Origin of the sequence: Kitasatospora sp. NPDC094019 (assembly GCF_044764505.1) — a bacterium.
Classification (GTDB): Bacteria; Actinomycetota; Actinomycetes; order Streptomycetales; family Streptomycetaceae; genus Kitasatospora.
In genome coordinates this window covers 31,242-54,360 of the sequence record NZ_JBIWIF010000003.1, presented here as the reverse complement: position 1 = coordinate 54,360, position 23,119 = coordinate 31,242, and the positions used below count along the sequence as shown (strand labels likewise).

Here is a 23,119-nt window from a genome sequence, read left to right as displayed (position 1 = left end):
CCGTTGCGCGGATTGGCCGACGTGGACGCCCGGGCCCTGCTCGACTCGGTGCTGCCCGGGCCGATCGACCCGCGGGTACGGGACCGGATCGTCGCCGAGCAACGTCGACGGCGTCGTCTACTTCTCGGTGCACGGGGCCTCCAGGACCAGCGGCAGCGATGTCCCCCAGCACCTGGGCTTCATCCGGGACCAGATGGCCCAAGCGGGTGGCCTGCCCTGGATCGCCCTGGGCGACTACAACCGCGAACCGGACAGCCTGCGCAACGCGGTCGGCCCGCAGTTCACCGTCCACGCCCCGGCCGAGCCGACGCGTCCGACGCCGCTGGTCAGTACCAGCACGGGTCCCTCCACCATCGACTACGCCGTCGCTCCCACGGCCCAGGGGCAGCCGACCGTCACCGACCAGAGGCGGGTCAATCTGACCACCTCGGACCACTACCCCGTCGTCCTCACCCTCACCGACCTGCCCGCCGCGCCGCCACCGGCGCAGCAACAGCCCGCGCCGACCGTGCCCGCCGGGGCCGTGCTGCAGAGCGCCGCCACCACCAACGTGGCCGGCCCGTCCGGCAGCAGCCACGTGGTCGGCGACCAGCCGGTCAACCGGGCCGACCTCCCGTCGCAGACCTTCAGCCTGTCGGCGGACCCCGAATACCCCGGCTACTACCGCCTCTTCCACGCCACCGCGCCCTTCGCCGGCCGCTACCTGGGGCAGGAGGGCGACGCCCGCGACGCCCGGACGGTGCTGTGGCCGAACCCGGCGGTGGACCAGCTCTGGGCGCCGGTCGACCAGGGCGACGGCACCTGGACCCTGCAGAACTACCACACCCGGCAGTTCCTGACGGACCTCGGCCGGGGCCAGAACCTCGCCGGTCGCGACTACGACGGCTCGGCCGCCCAGCGCTGGTTCCTCCAGGCCCCCAGTCAGGTGGCGAACCTCGACGAGATCATCTCGACGGACGGCGGGACCCAGTCGTCGGCGCTCTCGGTCGACGACCGGGACCCGGTACCCCAGTCGGTGTTCCTGTCCCCGAACACCCACCGCGGCACCCAGCGGTTCGGCGTGATCCCCGCGGGCCGGAGCGGTGGAGAGCTCTGCTACTACCTGGTCAACGGCGGGCAGTACGTCAACTCGACGGCGGCCCGTCCGGGGCAGCCGCAGGCGAACAGTGTCGTCACGATGGGCGACTTCCGCCCCAACGACGACGGCTACCTGTGGTGCGTGACCCCCGACGGCGGCAGCGGAACCCTGCTGACCAACCACACCAGCCCGACGGAGCGTCTGAACCTCACCAGGAGTCCGGCGTCCGACGACACGGAACTCAGCAGCCCCTCCTCCACCGCCGCCAAGCTCCACTGGATCTTCAACCCGGCCACCCAGTAGCCCGCACGGCCCGGTAGACCCGGTGGCCCGCACGGCCCGGTAGACCCGGTGGCCCGCACGGCCCGGTAGACCCGGTGGCCGGCCGATCCCCGGATCGGCCGGCCACCGCCGCGTCGCTCGGGGAACGCCGGACCCGGCCCTGATGATTCGCGGTACCTCGCAGGTACGCCCGGTCCACCAGGAGGGCGTGGCGACCGCGGGGATCGTCAGCGGCCGTCGGTGACTGGCAGCGGTCGTCAGTGGCCCCGTCGGCGGTCGTCAGTGATCGTCAGTGATCCGTCAACGGCCGGCCGCGAGCTCGCCCCCTGAACCGGTCGTGCCGACGCCGGCGCCGGGGGTGGCGCGACCGGAGGCGCCACCGGCGTCGGGCCGAAGGCGGCGGCCAGGCTGGTCAGGACGGAGCCGGACCAGCCGCCGTCCCCGAACACGCCGGCCGGAACGGCGAGCAGGCCGTACTGGCGCCGGAGAGTCTCCGCGGGGACGTCGACCGGGAAGAAGTAGTTGCCGGGACAGGTCCGGCTGGGGGCGGGGATCGCCGCGAGCACCTCGTCCGGCAACCGTGCGAACAACCGCTCGGCGCGTGCGGCCAGTTCGTCGACGACCTGCCGGGGCGTGTCGCCGTGCGCGGTCAGCAGGTGGTCGGCGAGCCGCAACTGCTCCGGCGTCGGCGGATCCGCCCGGAAGGCCGCGGCCAGTTCGGCCTCCGCGTCACCCAGCAGGACGACGCCGAACGTGCGCGGCCACAGCCACCCCTTGGTGACCGAATGCAGCAGGACCGCGCGGCCGGTGTCCAGCAGGCGCCGTGTACCGGCGGCGAACGGGGCCCCCAGGTCGTGGACGGTGTCGATCAGCAGCCGGCGGTGCGGCGACTCCCGGCGCTGCTCGTCCTCGGCGGGAGCCTGCTCACCAGCACCAGCACCAGCACCAGCACCAGCACCAGCACCAGGCGCCGTCGCGGACGCATCGCCCGCGACGACAACCGCCAGAGATCCACGCCGCGCCGTTGATCAGCTGTCCCGCGCTCCTCCCGGGCGACACGCCTCCACGAGGCCGATCGGCGAGCGCCCCCGGACAGCCGGGCCGGGCCCGCGTCCCCGTTGTCGGGAACGCGGGCCACCTGTGCGGTGTCGTCAGTCGACCGCCGCCGCGGTGAGCTGCCTGGACAGCGGGGCGTCGACGGCCGGGACGAGGAACCGGGAAACGCTGCGCAGCTTCTCGCGAGTCTCCTCCAGCTCTCGTTCGGGAGTGGAGTCGGCGACGATTCCGGCTCCGGCTCGAAGCCAAGTCCGGCCGTCCTGCTGGTAGATGCTCCGAAGGACGAGCGCGGCGTCCATGCTCCCGTCGGCGTCGACGGTGAGCACGGCTCCGCTGTAGAGGCCGCGCGGCTGCGACTCGCTCCTGGCGATCAGGTCGCAGGCGGGCCGCTTGGGTATGCCGGAGGCCGTGATGGCCGGGAACAGCGCGGCCAGTGCGTCCCAGGCGGTGTGTTCGGGTGCCAGGTTCCCGGACAGCTTCGAGGCGAGGTGCTGGACGCTCCCGCGCGGCTTCACGATCATGAAGTCGTCGACCGTGACCGTCTCCGGCTCGCAGACGCGGTCGAGCTCGTCCACCGCCAACCTCACCGAGATGGCGTGCTCGAAGACCTCCTTGGGGTCCCGGTAGAGCTCGGCCCGGCGGGCGCGGTCGGCGGTCGGGTCGCCCTCCAGGGCGCGGGTGCCCGCGAGCGGCTGTGTCGTGACGCGTCCTTCGGCGGTCACCCGGGAGACGATCTCCGGGCTGAAGCCCGCGGCGTGCCAGCCTCCGAGGCGCAGGAGGAACGACCGGGCCGGGTTGTTGCCCCGGCGGCCGACGAGATAGGTCGAGGGGATGTCGACGGCCTCGTCGACGGGGACGACCCGGGACAGGATGACCTTGTCGAGCGCGCCGGAGCGGATCTCGGCGACCGCCGCCGCCACCGAGGCGCGGTAGCTGTCGGCGTCGTGGTTCTGGACGTCCGCCTCGATGCGTTCTTCCGGGATGTCCTTGTCGGCGGCCGCCACCGCGGTGCTGAGCCGGAGTTCGAGCGAGTCGAGGTCGTTCTCGTCGATGGCCCGCAGCAGGGCGGTGCCTCTCTCCAGGCGGATCTCCCGGCGTGGAACGGCCAGATGGGCGATCGGTGTGTCCGGGGTCAGGCGGCCCGCGCCGTGGAGGGCGTAACTGAGCTCGAACGGTGCCCAGCCGTAGGCGCGCCAGCCCTCGAGTCTCAGCTCGGCCAGCGCTTGGCCCACCGGGTCCAACGGCCGGCTGCCTGCTTCGAAGTGGTGGGTCCGTCCGTCGACGACGAGGGAGGTGCTTCCGGCTGCCGCCTCGACCGTGGCGTACGGGGCCTCAGCCCAGGCGACTGCGCCCCGGTGCTCGAACAGGACGTAGTCGTCCGTGCACGAGGCGGCCAGAGCCGCTCCGACGGCGATCGAGTCCGCGTCGAACGGCAGGCTCCGCTCGTGGAAGCGGTGATGGGTGGTCACGTCTCTATTCCCTTTCGACGGGGGACAGGTGAGAGATGGTTAGGATAGCCTAACCTTACAAACTGATCATTTGGAGAGGATCTACGAATGGCGATCAATGCGCCCGCGACCGGCCAGGTGGCCACGGCAGAGGCAGGGACCACCGCCGACAGAGCCGCAGCCTGGAAGGCCGCTGACTACGGGTCGGAGAACTCCGGCCAGTTCGTCACGGCGATGGAGGCGCTCGCGCTGGCAGGGGCGCACCTTCACGCGGGCGGCCGGTTCGCCGATGTGGGGTGCGGCACCGGTGAGATCGCCGAGGCCATGGCCGACCGTCATTTCACCGTGTCCGCCAACGACGGTTCGCCGTCCATGGTCGAGGCCACCGGCCGTAGGTGTGCCGGCAAGTCCGTCACGGTCGAGGTCCAGGACGCCCACCACCTCGAACTGCCGGAAGGGGAGTTCGAGGTGGTGCACTCCTCCTGGATGATCCACTGGCTCACGGACCCGCGGCACGCGCTCCGCACGATGGCGCGCGCGGTGCGTCCGGGCGGCCAGTTCGTTCTCCAGTGGAGTTTCGGGCAGCCGGCCGAGGAGGGCTTCCCGATGCGCGACGTCCTGGAGGCCGTCGTTGCCCGGCCGGCCTGGCGGGACCGGCTGGCGGCCACACCGCTCGCGATGTTCCATCATCCGGTGGAGCTCGTCCGCGAGGTCCTGGAGTCGGAGGGGCTGGAGATCGTCGTGGAGCAGCGCGACGTCGAGATACCCGGTCCGCGGGACCCGCAGTCGCTGCGCCGGGTCACCCGTACCACTGCTTTCGCCAGTCAGGCGGACGCACTCGGCGAGGACGCCGACAGCTTCATCGACGAGGCGCTGCGGGCACTCTTCGAGGCCGGTCTGACGAACGTCCACAACACCCGGGTCGTAGCGGTGCGGCCGGACGGCGACCCGGAGGCGAAGCCCCCGGCGCTCGTCCGCCCGTTCCCGCAGTCGGTGGGCCTGCTCGAGGTCGTGAGCGCGTCCGACGTGACACCGCTGATCCGCCGACTGGTGTTCCGCAGCCCGGCGCTGGAGGACCTGGTGGTCGACCAGCCCGGCGAGATCATCACCCTGATCTGGCCCGTCGAGGGCGGCGGCGAGCCGGTGCTGCCGCAGCCCGGGCGCTGGCGGTTCCCGGACCACGCGGCCGGTCAGCACACCCGGAACTTCACGATCCGGGAGATCGACCGCGAGGCCGGTCTGCTGACCATCGACTTCTTCCTGCACGGCGACCACGGGCGGGCCAGCCGATGGGGCGCCGCGGCCCGGGCGGGGGACACGGTGGGCTTCGGCGGCAGCCGGGTCCACTGGGTCCTCGACCCGGCCGCGGAGTGGACGCTGCTGGTCGGCGACGAGACCGCGCTGCCGGCCATGTCGGCGATCGTGGCGAGCCTGCCGGCCGGACATCCGGTGATCGCCGTCGCCGAGGTCCGGGACGAGGCCGAGCGGCCGGCGTTCGACTCCGGCGACGCCGTCGTCCACTGGGTGAGTCGTGGTGGCCGCGAGCCCGGTCACGGGCGGGAGGCGGAAGCGCTCGTCCGCGGCCTGGAACTCCCGCAGGGCCGTGGACAGGTCTGGGCGGCGGGCGAGTCGCTGGTGATCCAGAGCCTGCGGGCGCATCTCCTGAAGGAGCGCCAGCTGCCCAAGGAGACCGTCAGCGCGCTCGGTTACTGGAACCGTCAGCGGGCGCAGCACGGCGACGCGTGAGCCCGGCCGGTGAGCGTGCCGTCCGGGCGCGCTCACCGGCTCCGCCGCTGCCATCGCAGCAGGACCGCGAGGTAGAGGCCGCCCAGCACGCCGGTCACCACGCCCACCGGCAGCTTGGCGCCGGGGAACAGCTGCTGCGTCAGCGCGTCCGCGCCGAGCGTGAGGACGGCGCCGCAGAGGACGGAGGGCCAGAGCGTGGTGGGCGCTCCCCTGCCGAGCCGGGCCGCGATCTGGGGAGCCGCGAGGGCGACGAACGGTACCGGACCCGCGGCGGCGACCGCGCCGGAGGTGAGGACCACACCACTCAGCAGGGCCAGCACCCTGATCAGGTCCGCACGTACCCCGAGGCCGCGGGCGTGGTCCTCGCCCAGTTCGAGCATCCGCAGCTTCGGCATCAGCGCGGCGAGGAGCGGCAGCACCAGAACGGCCGCCACCGCCACCGGGGCGGCGTCCTCCCAGCCGCGGTTGTTGAGCGAGCCCACCAGCCACTGGGCGGCCGCGACGGCGTCGGTGATTCTGGCCCGGGAGAGGAGGTAGGAAGTGGTGGCGAGCAGCATCGCGGACAGGGCGAGCCCGACCACCACGAGCCTGCTCCCCTGAAGGCCGTCCCGCCAGGCCAGCAGATACACCGCCACGCCGGTGAGCAGCCCACCGGCGACAGCCCCCGCGGGGACGGCGAAGGCGGTGCCGCCGACGACGAGGATCTGGAACACGGCGCCGGTGGACGCGCCGGCGGTGAAGCCGATGAGGTCGGGACTGGCGAGCGGATTGCGGGCAACCCGCTGGAAGACCAGGCCCGCCGCCCCCAGACAGCCACCGACCAGGGCGGCGGTGGCCACCCGGGGCATGCGGAGTTCCTGGACGACGAAGACGGTGGCCGGGTCGGCCCGGCCGGTCAGGGCTCGCAGGACGTCCGCGGTGGCGAGTGTCGAGCCTCCGACGACGATCCCGACCACCATCAGCGCCAGCAGGACCGCGGTGAGGACGAGGGCGACCGTCGCGGCTCTCGGTGTCACCCGCAGGGAGAGGTCGCGCCTGTCGTGGCGCAGGACCCAGCCGAGCGTGCCCGGCAGACGGGTGATCCCGAGGCCGGACCGGCCGCTGTCCGACGGGGCGACGACGCCACTGACAGCGTCCACGACCGGGGGGTCGGGGTTGGGGTCGGTCATGCGGACACCGCCTTGCTCCCTCGGGTGAGGGCGATGAGGACGGGTGCGCCGAGGAACGCGCACACTACGCCCACCTGGATCTCGGCCGGCCTGTCGATCACCCGGCCGATCACGTCGGAGCCGAGGAAGAGCAGCGGCCCGAGCACCAGTGCCCACGCGACGCCCCAGCGCTGGTCGGCCCCGGCGAAGCGCCGGGCCAGGTGGGGAACCACCAGTCCGAGGAAGGAGACCGGGCCGGCGGCCGCGGTCGCGGCGCCGCAGAGCAGGGTGATCGACACCAGGGCGCCGGCCCGGACCAGGCCGGGCCTGGCGCCGAGGGCGTGCGCGGAGTCCTCGCCGAGTGCGAAGGCGTTCAGGGACCGGCCGAGCGCCACGGCGCAGAGCAGTCCGGCCAGGACGGGGACGGTGACAGCACCGGTCACGCCGAGGTCGCGGCCGGCCAGCGCGCCGACGGCCCAGTACCGGAACCGGTCCAGGGCGATCGGGTCCAGCAGGATCATGCCCTGGACAACGGCGAGCAGGGCGGCGGAGACCGCCGCACCGGCCAGTACCAGCCGGATCGGGGTGGTACCGGTGGTGCGCTGGGAGCCGACCGCGTACACGGCGACGGCGGCGAGCACAGCTCCGCCGAAGGACCAGCCGAGCTGGCCGGTGATGCTGTCGGTCCCCACCGCGGTGAAGCCGATGACCATGGCGAGAGAAGAGCCCGAGTTGACGCCGAGCAGGCCCGGGTCCGCCAGTGGGTTCCGGGTGACGGCCTGCATCAGGGTGCCCGCCACACCGAGTGCCGAACCGATCAGAAGCCCGAGCAGCGTACGGGGCACCCGCAGGTCGTGCACGACGGCCGACACCTCGGTGCCGTCCGGGTGCAGCAGGACCCGCCAGACCTCGCCGGGCGGGAACCAGCGGGCGCCCACGCCGATGCTGAGCACGACCACCAGCGTCAGGAGGGCCGCCGCCAGGGCGAGCGCCGGAAGCCGGCGCCACGGCGAGGGCCCGTGTCCTGTGGTCGGCACCGGCCGGGGGCCGGGCCCGGCGGAGACCTCCGCCGGGCCCGGGACCACGGTGATGTCACCGCGCGACGGCGACTCGGTCACGGGGCTCCCGCCGGAGCACTGCCGTGGGTCCGGAGCACGTCGAGGACCCGTCCGACGACTGCCGGACCGTGGTCGAGCAGGTAGAAGTGCCCGCCTCGCATGGACTCGGTGGCGACGACGCGGTCGGCGGCCTCGGCCCAGTAGCGGGCGTCCTCGGTCGTGACCTTGGGGTCCTGATCGCCGTGGAGCACCGCCAGCGGGGTGCTGATCCTTGCGTCCGCCGCGGGGGCGTAGCGGCCGATCAGCCGGAAGTCGCTGCGGAACGCGGGCAGGATGAGTTCGCGGGCGTCGGGATCGTCCAGCAGGCCGGGTGGGGTACCGCCCAGCTCGTGGAGGTGCTCGACGATCCGGTCGTCGTCGAAGTCCGCGATCTCGGAGCCGATCTCCCGCTGGGTGCGCGGGCTGGGCCGGCCCGACACCACCAGGGCCGCGAGTCCGGCCGCTCCGGACGCCTCCAGTCGGCGCGCCGTCTCGAAGGCGACCGAGGCCCCCATGCTGTGGCCGAACAGCACGGTCGGCCGGTCCATCCGGGGAGCGAGGACGTCGTGCACGGCGTCGGCGAGCGCTCCCATGTCCTCGATCGGTTCGTCCAGGAAGCGGCGTTCCCGCCCCGGGTAGGCGAGGACCTGCACCTCGACGTCGGCGGGCGCGAGGTCGCACCAGTCGCGGTAGAAGCCGGGAGAGCCGCCGGCCGGGCCGAAGCAGACGATCCTGGCCGCCGCCCCGGGGCGCGGCACGTAGCGTCGGATCCAGGGGTCGTCCTGGGAGACCGGGGTGGTGGGGTCAGGCACGGTCGGAGCTCGTCTCTTCCTCGGAGTCGAGGAACTGCGCTTCGAGCTCCTCGTCGGTCATGGCCTCGACCTCCAGGTAGATGTCCGCGACGGCCTCCAAACGCTCGGGGTCCTGGTCGCGCCCGGCGAGGGTGTCGGCCAGCCGGCCGACGGTGAGGCAGGACAGGACGTCGTGGATCCGGACCTCGTCGGTCTCCAGGGCCTCGCGCAGCCGGCCGGTGATGACGGTCGCGAGCACGGAGTCGCCGCCGAGCAGGAAGTAGTCGTCGTCCAGGCCGACCTGCGGGCGCTTCAGCGTCTGCTCCCAGACGTGTGCCACCGCCCGCTCCAGGGCGGTGACCGGAGCCCGGTGGCCGGCCACGGTGTCCGCCTGCCTCTCGGCCAGCGCCCTGAGGGCCTTGCGGTCGACCTTGCCATTGGCCGTGAGGGGCAGGTCGCCGGTGACGACCAGGCGGTCGGGCAGCATGTGGACGGGCAGTCGCTCGGCCGCGTGCGCGGCCAGGGCCCCGTCCCCGAGCGTACGGCCCTCATGGGTGACGACGACCGCGGCCAGCTTGGGCGCGGCACCGCCGCGGACCACCAGGGCGCTCGCGTGCCGGACATCGGGGTGGTCGGCGAGCGCGGCCTCGATCTCGCCGAGCTCGATCCGGAAGCCCCGGATCTTGACCTGGTCGTCGGCGCGGCCGAGGAAGTCCAGGGTGCCGTCCGGCCAGTACCGGGCGCGGTCACCGGTCCGGTACCAGCGGACACCGTCGACGGTGACGAACCGGTCGGTGGTGCGTGCCGGATCGGCCCGGTAGCCGTCCGCGACACCGGCGCCACCGATCCACAGTTCGCCGGCGACCCAGTCCGGGCAGTCCCGTCCCTGGGCGTCGACGACCCGGCAGCGGACGTTGCGCAGCGGAGTGCCGTACGGGACGCTCGTCCAGTCGGCCGGCACGGCTCCACCGCGCACTTCCTGGACGGTGGAGTGGATGGCGGTCTCGGTCGTGCCGCCGAGTCCGAGGAACCGGCAGCCGGGGACCTGCGCGTCCAGACGGGCCGGAAGGTCGGCGCCCACCCAGTCGCCACCGAGCAGGACAGCACGCAGGCTGTCGCCGAGCGGGTCGACCGTGCCGGCACTGAGCAGCATGTCCAGCAGGCTGGGTACGCAGTTGAGCACGGTGACACGGTGCTCGCGCACGAGCGCCGTCCAGGACGCGGCGTCCTTGCGGCTCTCCTCGTCCACGGTGACCAACGCGCCTCCGACGGACAACGGCGCGAACAGGTCGAAGACCGAGAGGTCGAAGTCGAGTGCCGAGAGTGCGAGGGTGCGGTCGTCCGCGCCGATCGCGAGGCGCTCGACGAGGTCGTCGATGGTGTTGGCGGCGGCACGGTGGGACACCTCGACACCCTTGGGCTCGCCGGTGGATCCCGAGGTGAAGAGCACGTAGGCGACGGCCGACGGGTCTGTGGTGGCCGGGCTCGCGATCGGCCGCGCCCAGTTGACGCCCTCGGCAAAGGCGACGGTGTCCCTGTCGAGGGACTCCTCGGCGACTATCGCGGTGATCCCCGCGCGCGCCCTGATCCGTTCGACACGGGCCGGCGGTTGCTCGATCCCGATCGGTACGTAGTGGGCGCCGGCGGCCAGCACACCGAGGACCGCGGCGGCCTGCCGGGGGCCCTTGGGAAGACGGACGGCAACGGCGTCCCCGGCGGTCACGCCTCGCGCGGCGAGCGCGCCGGCGAGCCTGAGGGCCTGGTCGGCGAGCTGGCCGTACGTCAGTGCCGTGCCTTCGGCGGTCACGACGGCGGCGCGCTGCGGCTCCGCCGCGGCGCGTGCGAAGAAGGCGGTGTGCAGCGGCTGCCCGGGCAGCGGGCCGTCGGTCGCGTTGGCGGCGGCGCGGACCGCCCGCTGGGCGTCGGTGAGCAGGCCGTCGGCCGGCTCTTCCCAGGCGCCGCCGTCGACCAGTCGGCCGACGAGTGAGGTGAAGGCGTCGAACATCGCCTCGGCGACACCGTCGGGAAGGGCGTCGACGCGCACGTCCCAGTTCACCAGGAGTCCGTCGTGGACCTCGGTGACCTGGGCGTCGAGGATGACCTGCGGGCCCTGGGAGACGATGTGCACGGGCTCGCCGAGGACCTGCTCGACCTCGGCGCCGAAGAGCTCGCCCAGGTCGAGTGCGCTGGTGAAGACGACAGGCGCGAGCACCTGGGCGCCCTGTTCGCGGGAGAGGTCGCGGAGGACCTCGACGCCGGAGTACGAGGAGTGCGCCACGGCCTCGTGCATGCTGTCCTGCACGGTCTGGGCGCGCTCGGCGAAGTCCGCCCGGGCACTGACGTCGATGTCCAGCATGACCGAGCTGGTGAAGTCGCCGACCAGCCGCTCGACGTCGGGGTGGAGCGGGCGTCGGTCGAACATCGGCACGTTGAGCAGGAAGCGGGGCTCACCGCTCCAGGCGCCGAGCACCTCGGCGAAGGCGGTGGCGACCGCGACGGCCGGGGTGACCGCGTGCCGGCGGGCCTGGCGGACGAGGCCGGCCCGGGTCTTCGGGTCGAGCCAGTGGTGCAGGCGCACCACGCGGTTCGGGTCGCCGCGGTCTGCTTCGGCGCGGGTCGGCAGGGCCGGTGCGCCGGGCAGGTCGGCCAGGCGGTCGCGCCACCACGAGATGTCCTCGGGCAGGACCGCCTGGGAGCGGCGTTCGGCGAGGTACTGGGCGTACTGGTAGTCGATCGGCTTCAAGGGCCGGTCGGGATGCAGGTACAGGCGGACCAGGTCGGCGAGGAGCGTGCGGTAGCTGCGGGCGTCGGCCGCGAGCATGTCGACGTCGATGTGGACCCGGGTGCGGTTCTCGGGAAGCAGCGTGACCCGAACGTCGATCACCTGGCCGCTCTCGACCGGGAGCAGCTGGTGGGAGAGCTGGTCGCGCAGCTGCGCGGTGCGTTCGGCGATCTCGCTCCCGGAGGCCGAGCGCAGGTCGAGCACGGGCAGCCCGGTGCCGTGGCGCCACGGCTCGACGACCTGGCGGCCGTCGTCGAGGATGCGCGCTCGCAGCATGTGGTGGTGCTCGGCGAGGGCGGCCACGGCCGTACCGAGCCGGTCGGGGTCGACCCCGGTGCCGTCGAACTCCGTGTAGAGGTGGGCAGCCACGGCACCGAGGGTCTGGCCACCGGCCCGGCCCACCCAGTAGGCGTGCTGCATCAGGGCGAGCGGGAAGGGTTCCCCCTCGGGGATCGTGGCCTGTTCGCCGGTTCTGGAGGCAGCGGTGGCGGTGCGGTCGGCGACCAGGGAGGCCCAGGCGGCCAAAGTCGGACGGCGGGCGAGGTCGGCGAAGCCGACGTCGAGGCCGGCCTGGCGAAGCGCACCGGAGATCCGCATCAGCTTGAGGGAATCCAGGCCGAGCGCGATCAGGTGGTCGTCGTCGCCGGGCACGGGGGCCTGCGGGCCCAGCAGTTCGGCGGCGAGCCGGCGCAGGTCGTCCAGGGTGGGCATGGGGGAGTGGCCTTTCGTGTCGAGGGCAGGTGGCAGCGGTCCGACGGAGGGTGCCGGTCAGCCGGCCGGGCTGGGGGCGACACCGTCGCCGGCGGCGGGGACGGTCAGTGCCGCGAGGGCTGCGGGGGTCCGGTTGGAGAAGAGGTCGCGAACCCCGAAACCGTGGCCGGCCTCCCGGGACGCACGCATCAGGCGCACCGCGGCCAGGCTGTCGCCGCCGGACTCGAAGAAGTCGTCCTCCGCGCCGATCCGGTCGAGCCCGAGCACCTCGCAGAAGATGCGGCAGAACGTCTCCTCGCCCGCGGTGCGTGGGGCCCGCCCGGTGCCGACAGCGGCACGCGGCGGAACCGGCAGAGCCTTGCGGTCGATCTTCCCGTTGGGCAGGAGCGGCCAGGCGGTGAGTGCCAGGACGGCGGACGGGACCATGTGGTCCGGGAGTTCGAGGGCGATCGAGGTCCGGAGCTGCGCGAGGTCGGGTGTCGTCCCGGGGTCGGCCACCACGTAGCCGACCAGGCGCTTGTCGCCCGGGCGGTCCTCGTGGACGGCCACGGCGGCGGGCAGGCCGCCGGCGACCCGGCGCAGAACCGCCTCGACCTCGCCGGGTTCGACCCGGAAGCCGCGGATCTTGACCTGGTCGTCCGTCCGGCCGAGGTACTCCAGCCGCCCGTCCGAGGTCCACCGGGCGAGGTCCCCGGTGCGGTACATGCGTTCGCTCGGGGCGCCGAACGGATCGGCGACGAAGCGGGAAGCGGTCAGACCGGGCAGGCCGAGGTAGCCACGGGCGAGTCCGGCGCCGGCCACATACAGCTCGCCGGGGACACCCGGCGGGACGGGGCGCAGACCGGCGTCGAGCACCATGGCCCGGGAACCTGCGACGGGACCGCCGACCGAGGGTGCCGTACCGGGCTCCGCACGGGCGATCAGGCTGTCGACCGTGGCCTCGGTGGGCCCGTAGAGGTTGAACGCGGCGGTGTCGGAACGCTCGGAGAGGTACTTCCAGAGTTGTGGGGAGACGGCCTCGCCACCGAAGCCGAGCACGGCCGGCATCGGAGCGCCGAGGGCGGCGAGCCGCTTGAGGGTCTCCTCGAGCAGGGAGGGGGTGAGCTCGATGAAGTCGAACGCGCGGTCACGGATCTCGGTGGCCAGCCGCTCCGGGTCGGCGTACGTCTCGTAGGGCAGGACATGCAGGTAGTGCCCGTCCAGGAGCCAGAGCTGGGGCTGCCAGGAGGCGTCGAACGACAGGGACCAGGCGTGGCCGACACGCAGGCGGTCACGACCGGTGCGCTCGCGGCCCGTGCGGTGGAGATCGGCCCGGTGGCTGTGGAAGAGGTTCACCAGGCCCTGGTGCAGGGCGATCACGCCCTTGGGGCGGCCGGTGGAGCCGGAGGTGTACACGACGTACGCCGGATGGGTGGGTCGGAGCGGTTCGGTGCGTTCGGCGTCCGAGAGCCGCTCGGCTCCCTGCCCGGCGATCGCGGCCTCGGTCGCCTCGGTGCCGAGGACCAGGACGGTGGTGTCGCCGGATGCCGGCAGATCGGTGCCGACCGCCGTGATCAGCACGGTGGGTGCGGCGTCGCTCAGGATGTGGGCCAGGGCGTCGTCCGGGTAGTCCGGGTCGAGCGCGACGTACGCGCCACCGGCCGTGAGCACCGCGAGAATCGCCGTCATCGCCTCGGTCGAGCGGTGGAGCGCGATGCCGACCCGGCTCTCCGGGCCCACCCCGTGCGAGACCAGCAGCCGGGCCAGCCGGTTGACCCGGTCGGAGAGCTCGCCGAACGTCAGCTCGGTGCGGCCGTCGCCCACGGCGGGAGCGGCGCGGTCGCGGTCCACCTGGGCCTCGAAGAGGGCCGGAACCGTCGACGCCGGGTCCTCGCCCGCACCCTCGGCAGCGGGGCGGTCGGCCCAGGCGCCCAGAACGAGGGGCCGCTCCTCGTCCAGCAGCAGGTCGAGCGTCTGGACCGGCGTCCCGGGATCGGCCACCGCCTGGGCGAGAAAAGCCTCCAGACGGCGCATCAGCTGTCGGACCGTCTCGGGACGGAACAGGGACGTGCGGAAGGTCGCCTCGATGGAGAAGGCGGCGTCGCCCCCGGACCCCAGCAGGAACGCCTCGAAGGAGAGGTCGAGTTGGGCGGTGCCGTTGTGGAAGGTCTCCCATTCGATGTCGAGGTCGGGGAGGGTCGGTCCTTCCATGCCCTGGGTGAGGAAGACGATGGTGGTGTCGAAGAGCGGGCCGCGGTCCAGACGGCGTTCCACACCGAGTTCGTCGAGAAGCAGGTCGAAGGGAACGTCCTGGTGGGCGTAGGCATCCTGACAGGTCGTCCGGACCCTGCCGAGCAGCTCCCGGAAGGTCGGCCGGCCCGTCAGGTCCATCCGCAGGGCGAGGGTGTTGCCCAGGTTGCCGATCAGCCGGGTGAGGTCCGCGTGGTCCCGGTTGAGGGTCGGGGTGCCGATCGCGAACTCCTCCGCGCCGGTGTAGCGGCCGAGCAGGGCGGCGAGTCCGGCCACCAGCGCCATGAACGGCGTGGCCTTCTCCTCCGCGGCCAGCGCGGCGAGCCGGCCGGTGAGTTCCGGGCCGATCCGGTGGGTCCAGCGGTCGCCCTCGCTCGTGGCGGTGGCCGTGCGCTCGAAGTCCGCCGGAAGGTCCACCCGGGGCGGCTCCGGGGTCAGGACCGCCCGCCAGTAGTCCAGTTGGGACCGGTCGGGGTCCTTCTCCCACCGGGCGCGGTGCCAGGCGGCGAAGTCCGCGTACTGCACCGCGAGATCCGCCGGCGGGCGCTCGCCGCCGTGTTCCACCCGGTAGGCGGACTCCAGTTCACGGGAGAGCACCCCGAACGTCATCCCGTCCCAGGCGATGTGCTGGACCGCCATCACCAGCACATGGCGGTCCTCCGCGAGCCGGACCAGGCGCAGCCGGAGCGGGCTGTCCTGAGTGAGGTCGAACGGGTCCCGGCCGTCCTGGCGGGCCAGGGCAGCCAGGGCTCGCTCCTGGTCCGCCGGTTCCCGACCCGTCAGGTCCGACGTCGCCCATGACGGCGCCAACCGGTCGAGCACGAGTTGGTACGGAGAGCCCGTCGCGTCGGTCCGGTAGACGGTGCGCAGCACTTCCTGCCGATCCGAGATGCGGACGAAGCTGCGACGGAGCGCGTCGCGATCGAGCCGGCCGGCGAAGCGAAGCATGATGCACACGTTGAACGCCGCCCCGGTCGGGTCGACCTGGTGGATGAACCACATCCGCTGCTGTGCGTAGGACAGCGGAACGGGGACACCGGCCGGCCGGACCGGTATCAGGTTCCGGGCGGTCGCCGGGGAGACTCCGCGCTTCTCGAGCAGACGCTGCCGCAGGGCGCGACGTCGATCTGCTGGGGACTCCGGTACTGCGGCGGCGTCGTTACTCAAGGGTGCTCCTACGCAGGGTCGTTCCGTCGGGGTACGGCGTCGGTGAACTGTTCGATCCGGCTCGATCCGCAGGGCGGTCCCGGCCGGGTGGGGCCGGGACCGTCGTGCTGCGGCCGGGTGGGGCCGGCGCGCCGTGTTACGGCAGGGCCTTCTCGATCCGGGGCACGATCCGGTCGGCGGCCCACTCGACATTGAGCACACCGGGAGAGATCAGCGCGAACGCCTCGGAGGAATCGACCGTGATGTAACGGCCTTCCTTGACCGCGGGGATCTGCGAGAAGGCCGCGTTGGCCTCGAACGTCTTCTGCGCCTCGGCGGACGGGAAGAACATCACCACGAGGTCGGCGTTCAGCACCGCGAGGTTCTCCGAGGAGACCTCACGCTTGTCGCCCAGGGCCTTCACTCCCGGGGCGAGTTCGAGGCCGAAGGAGGAGAACAGCCGGGCCGATGCCTCGTTGGGGTCGGTCACGGTCGGTATCTGCGCGAGCGAGGCGCCCTGGGTGAAGGTGAACGTCCTGCCCTTCCAGCCCGGATGCTTGGCCTGGATGGCGGTGAACTTGTCCTCGACCTTCTTGACGGCCGCCGCGGCCTTCTCCTCGGTACCGAGCGCCTTGCCGGCCAGCGCGGTCTGCTGCTGCCAGGTGTCCTGGAAGGCGGCCTTGCCCTCGTAGGTGACGACCGGTGCGATCTTGGACAGCTTCTCGTAGTCCGTGGGAATTCCGCGGTGCATGCCGGCCAGGATCAGGTCGGGCTTGAGGGAGGCGATCTGCTCGATGTCGACCTTGTTGGCCTCGATCAGGGTGGGCTTGGTGCCTCCCAGCAGACTCGACACCCACGGCTCGACGTCCCCCGGCTGGCCGACCGCCTTGGGCATGGCGACCGGGACGACGCCGGAGACGAGGGCCGCGTCCGCGGTGCCCGTGGGGAAGCCGACCGTCACCACACGCTGGGGCTTCTTCGCGATGGTCACATCGCCGAGGGTGGTCTTCAGGGTGCGGGGGAACCCGGCGTCTGCGGCGGTCTTCCCACCGGACGGGGCGTCTCCGGCGGACGTCGACGAGCATCCGGTCAGGATGACGACGGCGGCCAGGGCGGCGACCGGGAGGTGTCTACCGCGGTACCGGGCGCGCCTGGGGCTCGACGCGGCCGTGGAGGGGTTGGGGGCATACGACATGCGGATCTCCGAGATCGGGAAGGGCAGGGCTTCAACCGGAAGCAAGGGTTAGGGTAGCCTAACCTTCATTCTTCTGGCGCCTCGCGACGGGAACGTATCGCATGGTGGGAGCGAACCGGGCGTCGTCTGACCAGCCGTGAAAGTCCCTTTGAGTACGGAGCACTGACTACCCATGAGCAACATGGCCGCCGGCCGGACCACTCCTCTGCCCTCCGGGCTCACCCCCTGGCCCGCCGACGACGGAGAACGCTATGCCGCGGCCGGACACTGGGACGGGCGCACCCTGGGGCGACTGCTGAAGGACTGGGCCGCGGCCCACGGCCGCCGCCTCGCCGTGGTCGCGGGCGACGAACGGCTGACGTACCGCACCCTCGACCAGCGGGCCGACCGGCTTGCCGCAGGTCTCGTGGACCTGGGTGTCTCGGCGGGCGACCGCGTCCTGGTCCAGCTGCCCAACACCGGGGCGTTCCCGGTGCTGCTCTTCGCGCTGTCCCGCGTCGGCGCCGTCCCCGTCCTCACCCTGCCCGCCCATCGGATCACCGAGATCGGCCACCTCGCCCGGCTCTCCGGCGCGGTCGCCTACGTCGTGGCCGACCAGGTCGCGGGGTTCGACTACCGTGAACTCGCCGCCGAGGTCCTTGAGCAGGCACCGGACCTGCGCCACGTCCTGGTGGACGGCGAGCCCGGCCCCTACACCTCGTTGGCGTCGGTCGACGGGGAGCCGCTGGACCTTCCCGAGCCGGATCCGGCGGACCTGGCGCTGCTGCTGGTCTCCGGGGGTACCACCGGTGTGCCCAAGCTCATCCCGCGTACCCACAACGACTACGGCTTCAACGCCCGGGCCAGCGCCGAGGCGTGCGGATTCGACGGCGACACCGTCTACCTCGCCTGCCTGCCGGTCGCGCACAACTTCCCGCTCGCCTGCCCCGGCATGCTCGGGACGTTCGCGGTCGGTGGCACCGTTGTGCTCGCTCCCTCCCCCTCCCCGGGCGACGTCTTCCCGCTGATCGAGGCGGAAGGTGTCACGCACACCGCGCTCGTCCCGCCGCTGATCCCGCTCTGGCTCGACGCCGCCCAGTGGGACCCGTCCGACCTGTCGAGCCTGGAAGTGCTGCAGGCCGGCGGTTCCAAACTCTCGGCCGACCTGGCCCGGGCCGTGCCGGGAGCGCTGGGCTGTCGGGTCCAGCAGGTGTTCGGCATGGCGGAGGGCCTCCTCAACTACACCAGGTCCGAGGACGACGAGGAAACGGTCGCTTCCACCCAGGGCCGGCCGCTGAGCGCCGACGACGAACTCCGGATCGTCGATGCCGAAGGACGCGAGGTCGCGCCGGGGGAGGCCGGCGAACTGCTCGTCCGTGGCCCCTACACGCTGCGGGGCTACTACCGGGCACCCGAGGTCAACGCGACCGCGTTCACCCCTGACGGTTTCTACGCGTCGGGCGACCTGGTCCGGCAGTTGCCGTCCGGCCACCTCGTGGTCGAAGGCCGGGTGAAGGACACCATCGACCGCAACGGCGAGAGCGTCTCGGCCGAGGAGGTCGAGAGCCACGTTCACGCCCACCCCCGGATCGCCCGCTGCGCCGCGCTCGGCCTCGGTGGCGACGGTCAGGAACAGCAGATCTGTGTCGCGGCCGTCCCTGTCCACGGCGCGGAGCTCCCGGCGCTGGCGGACGTCCGGGCGTTCCTCCTGGAGCGCGGGGTCGCGGCCTTCAAACTGCCTGACCGCGTCGTCGAAGTGGATGATCTTCCGCTGACCGCCATCGGCAAGATCGACAAGCGGGCGCTCGGAAGGACCCTCGCACGGGACTGAGAGGTCGTCACGGCACGCCCGCCGCGCCCCGCCAGGGCCCGGCCCACCCCCCAAGTCCTCCACCCCAGGGATACCAGTGAGCAGTCGCCCGAGCAGACGTCGGACCTGGAGTCGGGGCGGCGGCGTTCCCCCGCCGTCGCGAACGCAGGGCGGTCCCGGGCGCGACCGCCGAACGGTCGTCGTCAAGTTCGGCGGCAGCGCCATGGTGAACGACCCGCTCAAAGCCGCGTTCGCACAGGACGTCGTCGAACTCCGGGACATGGGGCTGCGTCCCGTCGTCGTGCACGGCGGCGGTCCGCAGATCAGTGCTCAACTGGCCAGGCTCGGGCTGGGGTCGTCGTTCGCCAACGGGCTGAGGATCACCACTCCGGAAGTCATGGACGTGGTCCGGATGGTGTTGGCCGGCCAGGTGCAGCGGGAGCTGGTCGGCCTGCTCAACGAGCACGGCCCGTTCGCGGTCGGGATGACCGGCGAGGACGCCCGCACCATGACCGCGGTGAAACGGTACGGGGTCGTGAACGGCGAGCCGGTCGACATCGGCCTCGTCGGCGATGTCGCCGAGATCGATCCCTCCGTGCTCAGGACCCTGCTGGCCGACGGGCGCATCCCGGTGATCTCCTCGATCGCACGTGGCGCCGACGGCCTCGTCTACAACGTCAACGCGGACACCGCCGCCTCGGCACTCGCCGTGGCCCTCGGTGCCGAACAACTCGTCATGCTGACGGACGTCCCCGGCCTGTACCGGGACTGGCCGGCCACGCACGAGGTCGTCGCACGGCTCACGGCCTCCGAACTGGGAGCACTCCTACCGACGCTGACCGGTGGTATGGCGCCCAAGATGGAGGCATGCCTGCGCGCGGTCAGGTCCGGAGTGAGCAGCGTGAGGGTGATCGACGGACGGGCACGGCACTGTCTCTCGCGCGTGTTCGGGGAACCCGGAGTGGGGACCGAGATAACCCCGGACGGCCCCACCGGGCTCGCACCGACCCCGGGTTCCCCTGTGCTTCTGCACACTCCGCCGCACAGCCCGGCAGGCGACCGCACCTGACGGATGCCGGCTGAGTCCCGCCGGGTCGCCACTTCGCGGACACCCCCCGGGCCCCGCCTCGGAGGGCGATCGGGCGGCGAACCGCGACCGCTCGCTCACCCGGGCGTTCGCGAGAACACATCGATACGCAGTCAACGGAAGGACGGTCATGACGCGCGAACACGGCGCATTCGATCGAGGCGGCGACGCCGACGACTTGGTCGGCATAGGCTTCGGCCCCGCCAACCTGGCGCTGGCGATCGCCATCGAGGAGCACAACCAACGTGACCCGGGCCAGGCGCTCAAGGTCGGGTTCATCGAGCAGCAGGAACGCTTCGGATGGCATCGCGGCATGCTGCTGGAGGGTGCCACGATGCAAGTATCCTTCCTCAAGGACCTCGTGACGATGCGCGATCCGCGCAGCCGCTTCACCTTCCTGTGCTATCTCCAGGAGCGCAACCGGCTGGCCGACTTCATCAACCTCAAGTCCTTCTACCCGACCCGGCTGGAGTTCCACGACTACCTCGACTGGTGCGCGGCCGAGTTCGATGCCCGGACCGAGTACGGACGCCGGGTCGTCGAGATCCGACCGGTCGGGGAGAACGGGATCGTCGACATGGTCGACGTCGTCTCCGAGTCCGTGGCGAACCCGGCGGACCGCACGGTGCGGCGGGCGCGGAACATCGTGGTGGGCACGGGGCTGAAACCGCGTCTGCCGGACGGCGTCTCCGCAGGCGACCGTGTGTGGCACACTCGTGACCTCCGGTTCCGGGCCGATGAGCTGGCGCGGCGCAAGGAAGCCCTGCGTCATCGTCGCTTCACGGTCGTCGGCGCCGGCCAGTCCGCGGCCGAGGCGGTCGACTACCTGCACCGTGTCTTCCCGGACGCCGAGATCTGCGCCGTCGTCACCCGCTACGGCTACAGCCCGGCGGACGACAGTCCGTTCGCGAACCGGATCTTCGACCCGGACGCCGTCGACGAGTTCTACGCCGCACCCTCCGACGCCAAGCGGACTCTGCTGGACTACCACGCCAACACGAACTACTCGGTGGTCGACGGCGACCTCATTCACCAGCTCTACCGAACGGTGTACCAGGAGAAGGTGGACGGCCGGGAGCGTCTGCGGCTCCTCAACGCGAGTCGGCTCATCGGTGTCGAGCACACGGCCGACGGGGTGCGCGCGGTGGTCCACTCGATCACCACGGACCGGGACGTCCTCCTGGACTCCGATGCCGTCGTGCTCGCCACCGGTTACAGCCACGTCGACCCGAGAGACCTTCTGGGTGATCTCGCGCCGGCCTGCCGCACCGACGACCTCGGACGGATCAGAGTCGACCGGGACCACCGTGTCATGACGGAGGACCACATCGAGGTCGGTGTCTACCTCCAGGGTGGTACCGAGCACACCCACGGCATCACGTCGTCCCTGCTGTCCACGCTGGCCGTCCGCTCCGGCGAGATCTGCGACTCGCTCCTGCTGCGGCACACCGGCCGCCAGTTGCGGGCCGAGGACGGCCGGCTCGGTGCGGTGGCGGAGTAGCTGTCAGGACTCCGCCGAGGAAGTCACGTCCATCGGCTCCGGGAGCGACATGAGCGCCACGAACCCTTTCGACGACGACGCTGCTCCCTACCGGGTACTCGTCGACGCCGACAACCGGCCCTCGCTCCGGCCTGCCTCCGCGCTGTGCCGGCCGGTTGGGCGGTCGTCCACGCTGAGGACTCCCGCCAGGCGTGCGTCGACCATGTCGACGCCCATCGGGCGGACCTGGGGCCGGCGCAGCTGATCGAGCGGTCGTAGTCGGGCCTGGTGGACCCGGACACGATGACGGAGCCGGACCGGGGCATCGCTCGGTCCGGCTCCGTCATCGTGTCCGTCCGTCGGCCTTCAGGAGACGTCACGGGTGGGCAGCCCGGGTCGGGCCCCGGGACCGGTCGACCGGCGGAGGTAGACCCGCGAGCCCCTGGTGGGATCGAGGCCACTCGCCCAGGCACGCGGCGCGAGCGTCGGCGGGACCTCGACGAAGCCGTGTCGGCGGAACAGCGCTCCGGTGCCGGTACTGGCCGTGAACAGGTGGCGGAGCCCGGCCCTGGAGGCTTCGAGAAGCTGGGCCTCCAACAGGCGCGCGCCCAGGCCGAGGCCATGGCGGCCGTCCCGTACGCAGAAGTTGTGGAGCAGGCCGGGAACCGGCTGCCACCCCTCCTCCGTCTCCAGGACGCGCAGCGCGAGGCAGCCCTCGGGGCCGTCGGGCCCGTCGACCAGGAGGAACCGGTCGCCGGCCGAGCGGTAGTCGGCGATGTCGCGTCGGCGCAGTTCCCCGGAATCCATGAACGGCCGGGAGAGTTCGTACAGGGCCTCGGCGTCTCCGTCGGCCGCGTACCGGACCTGCGAGCTGCCGAATACCAGCGTCAAGACGCGGTGGCCAGACGCCGCGACACCTTCGGGACCACCAGAGGTGTACCGGACTGCGGGTCCTCGATCACCTGGCAGGGCAGGTCGAAGACCTTCTCGACCAGATCGGCTGTCACGATCTCGGACGGCGGGCCTTCGGCCATGACCGCTCCGTCGCGCATCGCAATGAGATGGGAGGCGTAGCGCGCGGCCTGGTTCAGGTCGTGGAGCACCGCGACCAGTGTGCGTCCCTGTTCCTCGTGCAGCCGGGCACACAGGTCCAGGACCTCCATCTGGTGCGCGATGTCGAGGAACGTGGTCGGTTCGTCGAGCAGGAGGACCGGTGTCTGCTGGGCGATGGCCATGGCCAGCCAGACGCGCTGACGCTGACCGCCCGACAGTTCGTCGACCGAGCGGTGAGCGAGTTCCGCGACGTTCGTGGCGGCCATCGCCTCCGTCACCACCCGGTCGTCCTCGCGTGACCACTGGCGGAACAGGCCCTGGTGCGGGTGCCGCCCCCGGGCCACCAGGTCGGCGACGGTGATGCCTTCGGGCGCCGTGGAGCTCTGCGGCAGGAGGCCGAGTCGACGTGCGAGCTCCTTGGCGGGCAACGCGTTGATCTGGCCGCCATCGAGCAGAACCTGCCCGGTGGTCGGCTTGAGCAGCCTGGCGAAGGCGCGCAGCAGTGTGGACTTGCCGCAGGCGTTCGGGCCCACGATGACCGTGAACGACCCGTCCGGCACACCGATCGAGAGATCGGTGGCGACGGCCCGGTCACCGTACCGGAGGGTGGCACGGTCCGCGTACAAGCGCCTCGCTTCTTGGGGCAAGGTCATATCTCCTCCGGCCGTGGGTGATGCGAGTGCGTGCCGCAGTGGGTCCGGATGGACGGACCGGCGCCTCGCCAGCCAGGTAAGGGTAGCCTAACTATCCGCCGGGCGGCGTGGAGTCCCGGTGGTCGACCGGCCGCTCTCCCGCGCGGGGCCCGGCCGCGGTCCGCGCGGCCGCGAAGCCGGGGGTGATGCGCGTCGCGCGCCTCGGTGGTCCCGGGCCTGCGCCCCGACCGACGATGACGCTCGCGAGGCTCGCGCCCGCGCCGACGCCATGCGCCCTTTCACCGGTGTTCACGCCGTCGTCGCGGAAGCCCTGGGCCTTCGAGGTCCTGCAGCCCACGGCCCCGAAGG

General features: G+C 72.2%; 17 protein-coding genes. 7 read left to right on the top strand and 10 right to left on the bottom strand.

Annotation, left to right across the window (positions count from 1 at the left end):
- Positions 1 to 127: 127 nt before the first annotated feature.
- Positions 128 to 1,381: an RICIN domain-containing protein gene (locus ACIQ9P_RS08185; protein ID WP_402351633.1), complete on the top strand. Its 1,254-nt coding sequence runs from the start codon at positions 128 to 130 to the stop codon at positions 1,379 to 1,381.
- Positions 1,382 to 1,617: 236 nt separating this feature from the next.
- On the opposite strand, the gene ACIQ9P_RS08180 is transcribed toward ACIQ9P_RS08185, so the two are convergent.
- Positions 1,618 to 2,034, bottom strand: a complete 417-nt coding sequence (locus ACIQ9P_RS08180) for a hypothetical protein (RefSeq protein WP_402351630.1) — start codon at positions 2,032 to 2,034, stop codon at positions 1,618 to 1,620.
- Between the two features lie 111 nt (positions 2,035 to 2,145).
- On the opposite strand from ACIQ9P_RS08180, the gene ACIQ9P_RS08175 reads away from it, so the two are divergent.
- The gene (locus ACIQ9P_RS08175) at positions 2,146 to 2,388 is read left to right on the top strand and encodes a hypothetical protein (RefSeq protein ID WP_402351627.1); all 243 of its coding nucleotides are present in this window, start codon (positions 2,146 to 2,148) and stop codon (positions 2,386 to 2,388) included.
- Positions 2,389 to 2,511: 123 nt separating this feature from the next.
- Here the strand turns inward: ACIQ9P_RS08175 and ACIQ9P_RS08170 are convergent, their stop codons facing one another.
- Positions 2,512 to 3,885: a salicylate synthase gene (locus tag ACIQ9P_RS08170; RefSeq protein WP_402351624.1), complete on the bottom strand. Its 1,374-nt coding sequence runs from the start codon at positions 3,883 to 3,885 to the stop codon at positions 2,512 to 2,514.
- A gap of 87 nt (positions 3,886 to 3,972) precedes the next feature.
- On the opposite strand from ACIQ9P_RS08170, the gene ACIQ9P_RS08165 reads away from it, so the two are divergent.
- Positions 3,973 to 5,610, top strand: a complete 1,638-nt coding sequence (locus ACIQ9P_RS08165; RefSeq protein ID WP_402351621.1) for an SIP domain-containing protein — start codon at positions 3,973 to 3,975, stop codon at positions 5,608 to 5,610.
- 32 nt (positions 5,611 to 5,642) lie between these two features.
- Here ACIQ9P_RS08165 and ACIQ9P_RS08160 read toward each other — a convergent pair whose 3' ends face one another.
- The 6 genes from ACIQ9P_RS08160 to ACIQ9P_RS08135 form a co-directional block, all read right to left on the bottom strand.
- Positions 5,643 to 6,779, bottom strand: coding sequence for a FecCD family ABC transporter permease (locus ACIQ9P_RS08160; protein ID WP_402351618.1), 1,137 nt, complete (start codon positions 6,777 to 6,779; stop codon positions 5,643 to 5,645).
- The gene (locus ACIQ9P_RS08155; RefSeq protein WP_402351615.1) at positions 6,776 to 7,876 is read right to left on the bottom strand and encodes a FecCD family ABC transporter permease; all 1,101 of its coding nucleotides are present in this window, start codon (positions 7,874 to 7,876) and stop codon (positions 6,776 to 6,778) included. Before ACIQ9P_RS08155 ends, ACIQ9P_RS08160 begins: the two co-directional genes overlap by 4 nt.
- Positions 7,873 to 8,667 (bottom strand): thioesterase II family protein, encoded by a 795-nt coding sequence (locus ACIQ9P_RS08150; protein ID WP_402351612.1) that lies wholly within the window; start codon positions 8,665 to 8,667, stop codon positions 7,873 to 7,875. Before ACIQ9P_RS08150 ends, ACIQ9P_RS08155 begins: the two co-directional genes overlap by 4 nt.
- A complete protein-coding gene (locus tag ACIQ9P_RS08145; RefSeq protein ID WP_402351609.1) occupies positions 8,660 to 12,139 on the bottom strand; it encodes an amino acid adenylation domain-containing protein in 3,480 nt (1,159 codons plus the stop codon). Before ACIQ9P_RS08145 ends, ACIQ9P_RS08150 begins: the two co-directional genes overlap by 8 nt.
- A gap of 57 nt (positions 12,140 to 12,196) precedes the next feature.
- On the bottom strand, positions 12,197 to 15,535 hold the full coding sequence (locus ACIQ9P_RS08140) for an amino acid adenylation domain-containing protein (RefSeq protein ID WP_402351606.1): 3,339 nt from the start codon (positions 15,533 to 15,535) through the stop codon (positions 12,197 to 12,199).
- 136 nt (positions 15,536 to 15,671) lie between these two features.
- Positions 15,672 to 16,709: an iron-siderophore ABC transporter substrate-binding protein gene (locus ACIQ9P_RS08135; RefSeq protein WP_402351604.1), complete on the bottom strand. Its 1,038-nt coding sequence runs from the start codon at positions 16,707 to 16,709 to the stop codon at positions 15,672 to 15,674.
- A gap of 181 nt (positions 16,710 to 16,890) precedes the next feature.
- On the opposite strand from ACIQ9P_RS08135, the gene ACIQ9P_RS08130 reads away from it, so the two are divergent.
- The 4 genes from ACIQ9P_RS08130 (at position 16,891) to ACIQ9P_RS08115 (ending at position 21,344) form a co-directional block, all read left to right on the top strand.
- Positions 16,891 to 18,519 carry a (2,3-dihydroxybenzoyl)adenylate synthase gene (locus ACIQ9P_RS08130; RefSeq protein WP_402352702.1) on the top strand — a complete coding sequence of 543 codons (1,629 nt, stop codon included), beginning with the start codon at positions 16,891 to 16,893 and terminating at the stop codon, positions 18,517 to 18,519.
- A 70-nt stretch (positions 18,520 to 18,589) separates the two neighbouring features.
- Positions 18,590 to 19,567, top strand: coding sequence for an acetylglutamate kinase (gene argB / locus ACIQ9P_RS08125; protein ID WP_402352699.1), 978 nt, complete (start codon positions 18,590 to 18,592; stop codon positions 19,565 to 19,567).
- Positions 19,568 to 19,715: 148 nt separating this feature from the next.
- On the top strand, positions 19,716 to 21,086 hold the full coding sequence (locus tag ACIQ9P_RS08120; RefSeq protein ID WP_402351601.1) for a lysine N(6)-hydroxylase/L-ornithine N(5)-oxygenase family protein: 1,371 nt from the start codon (positions 19,716 to 19,718) through the stop codon (positions 21,084 to 21,086).
- 144 nt (positions 21,087 to 21,230) lie between these two features.
- Positions 21,231 to 21,344 (top strand): MbtH family NRPS accessory protein, encoded by a 114-nt coding sequence (locus ACIQ9P_RS08115; protein WP_402351598.1) that lies wholly within the window; start codon positions 21,231 to 21,233, stop codon positions 21,342 to 21,344.
- A gap of 87 nt (positions 21,345 to 21,431) precedes the next feature.
- Here the strand turns inward: ACIQ9P_RS08115 and ACIQ9P_RS08110 are convergent, their stop codons facing one another.
- Positions 21,432 to 21,956 (bottom strand): GNAT family N-acetyltransferase, encoded by a 525-nt coding sequence (locus ACIQ9P_RS08110; RefSeq protein ID WP_402351595.1) that lies wholly within the window; start codon positions 21,954 to 21,956, stop codon positions 21,432 to 21,434.
- Positions 21,953 to 22,771 (bottom strand): ABC transporter ATP-binding protein, encoded by an 819-nt coding sequence (locus ACIQ9P_RS08105; protein WP_402351592.1) that lies wholly within the window; start codon positions 22,769 to 22,771, stop codon positions 21,953 to 21,955. The genes ACIQ9P_RS08110 and ACIQ9P_RS08105 overlap by 4 nt, the downstream gene beginning before the upstream one ends.
- Between the last annotated feature and the right edge of the window lie 348 nt (positions 22,772 to 23,119).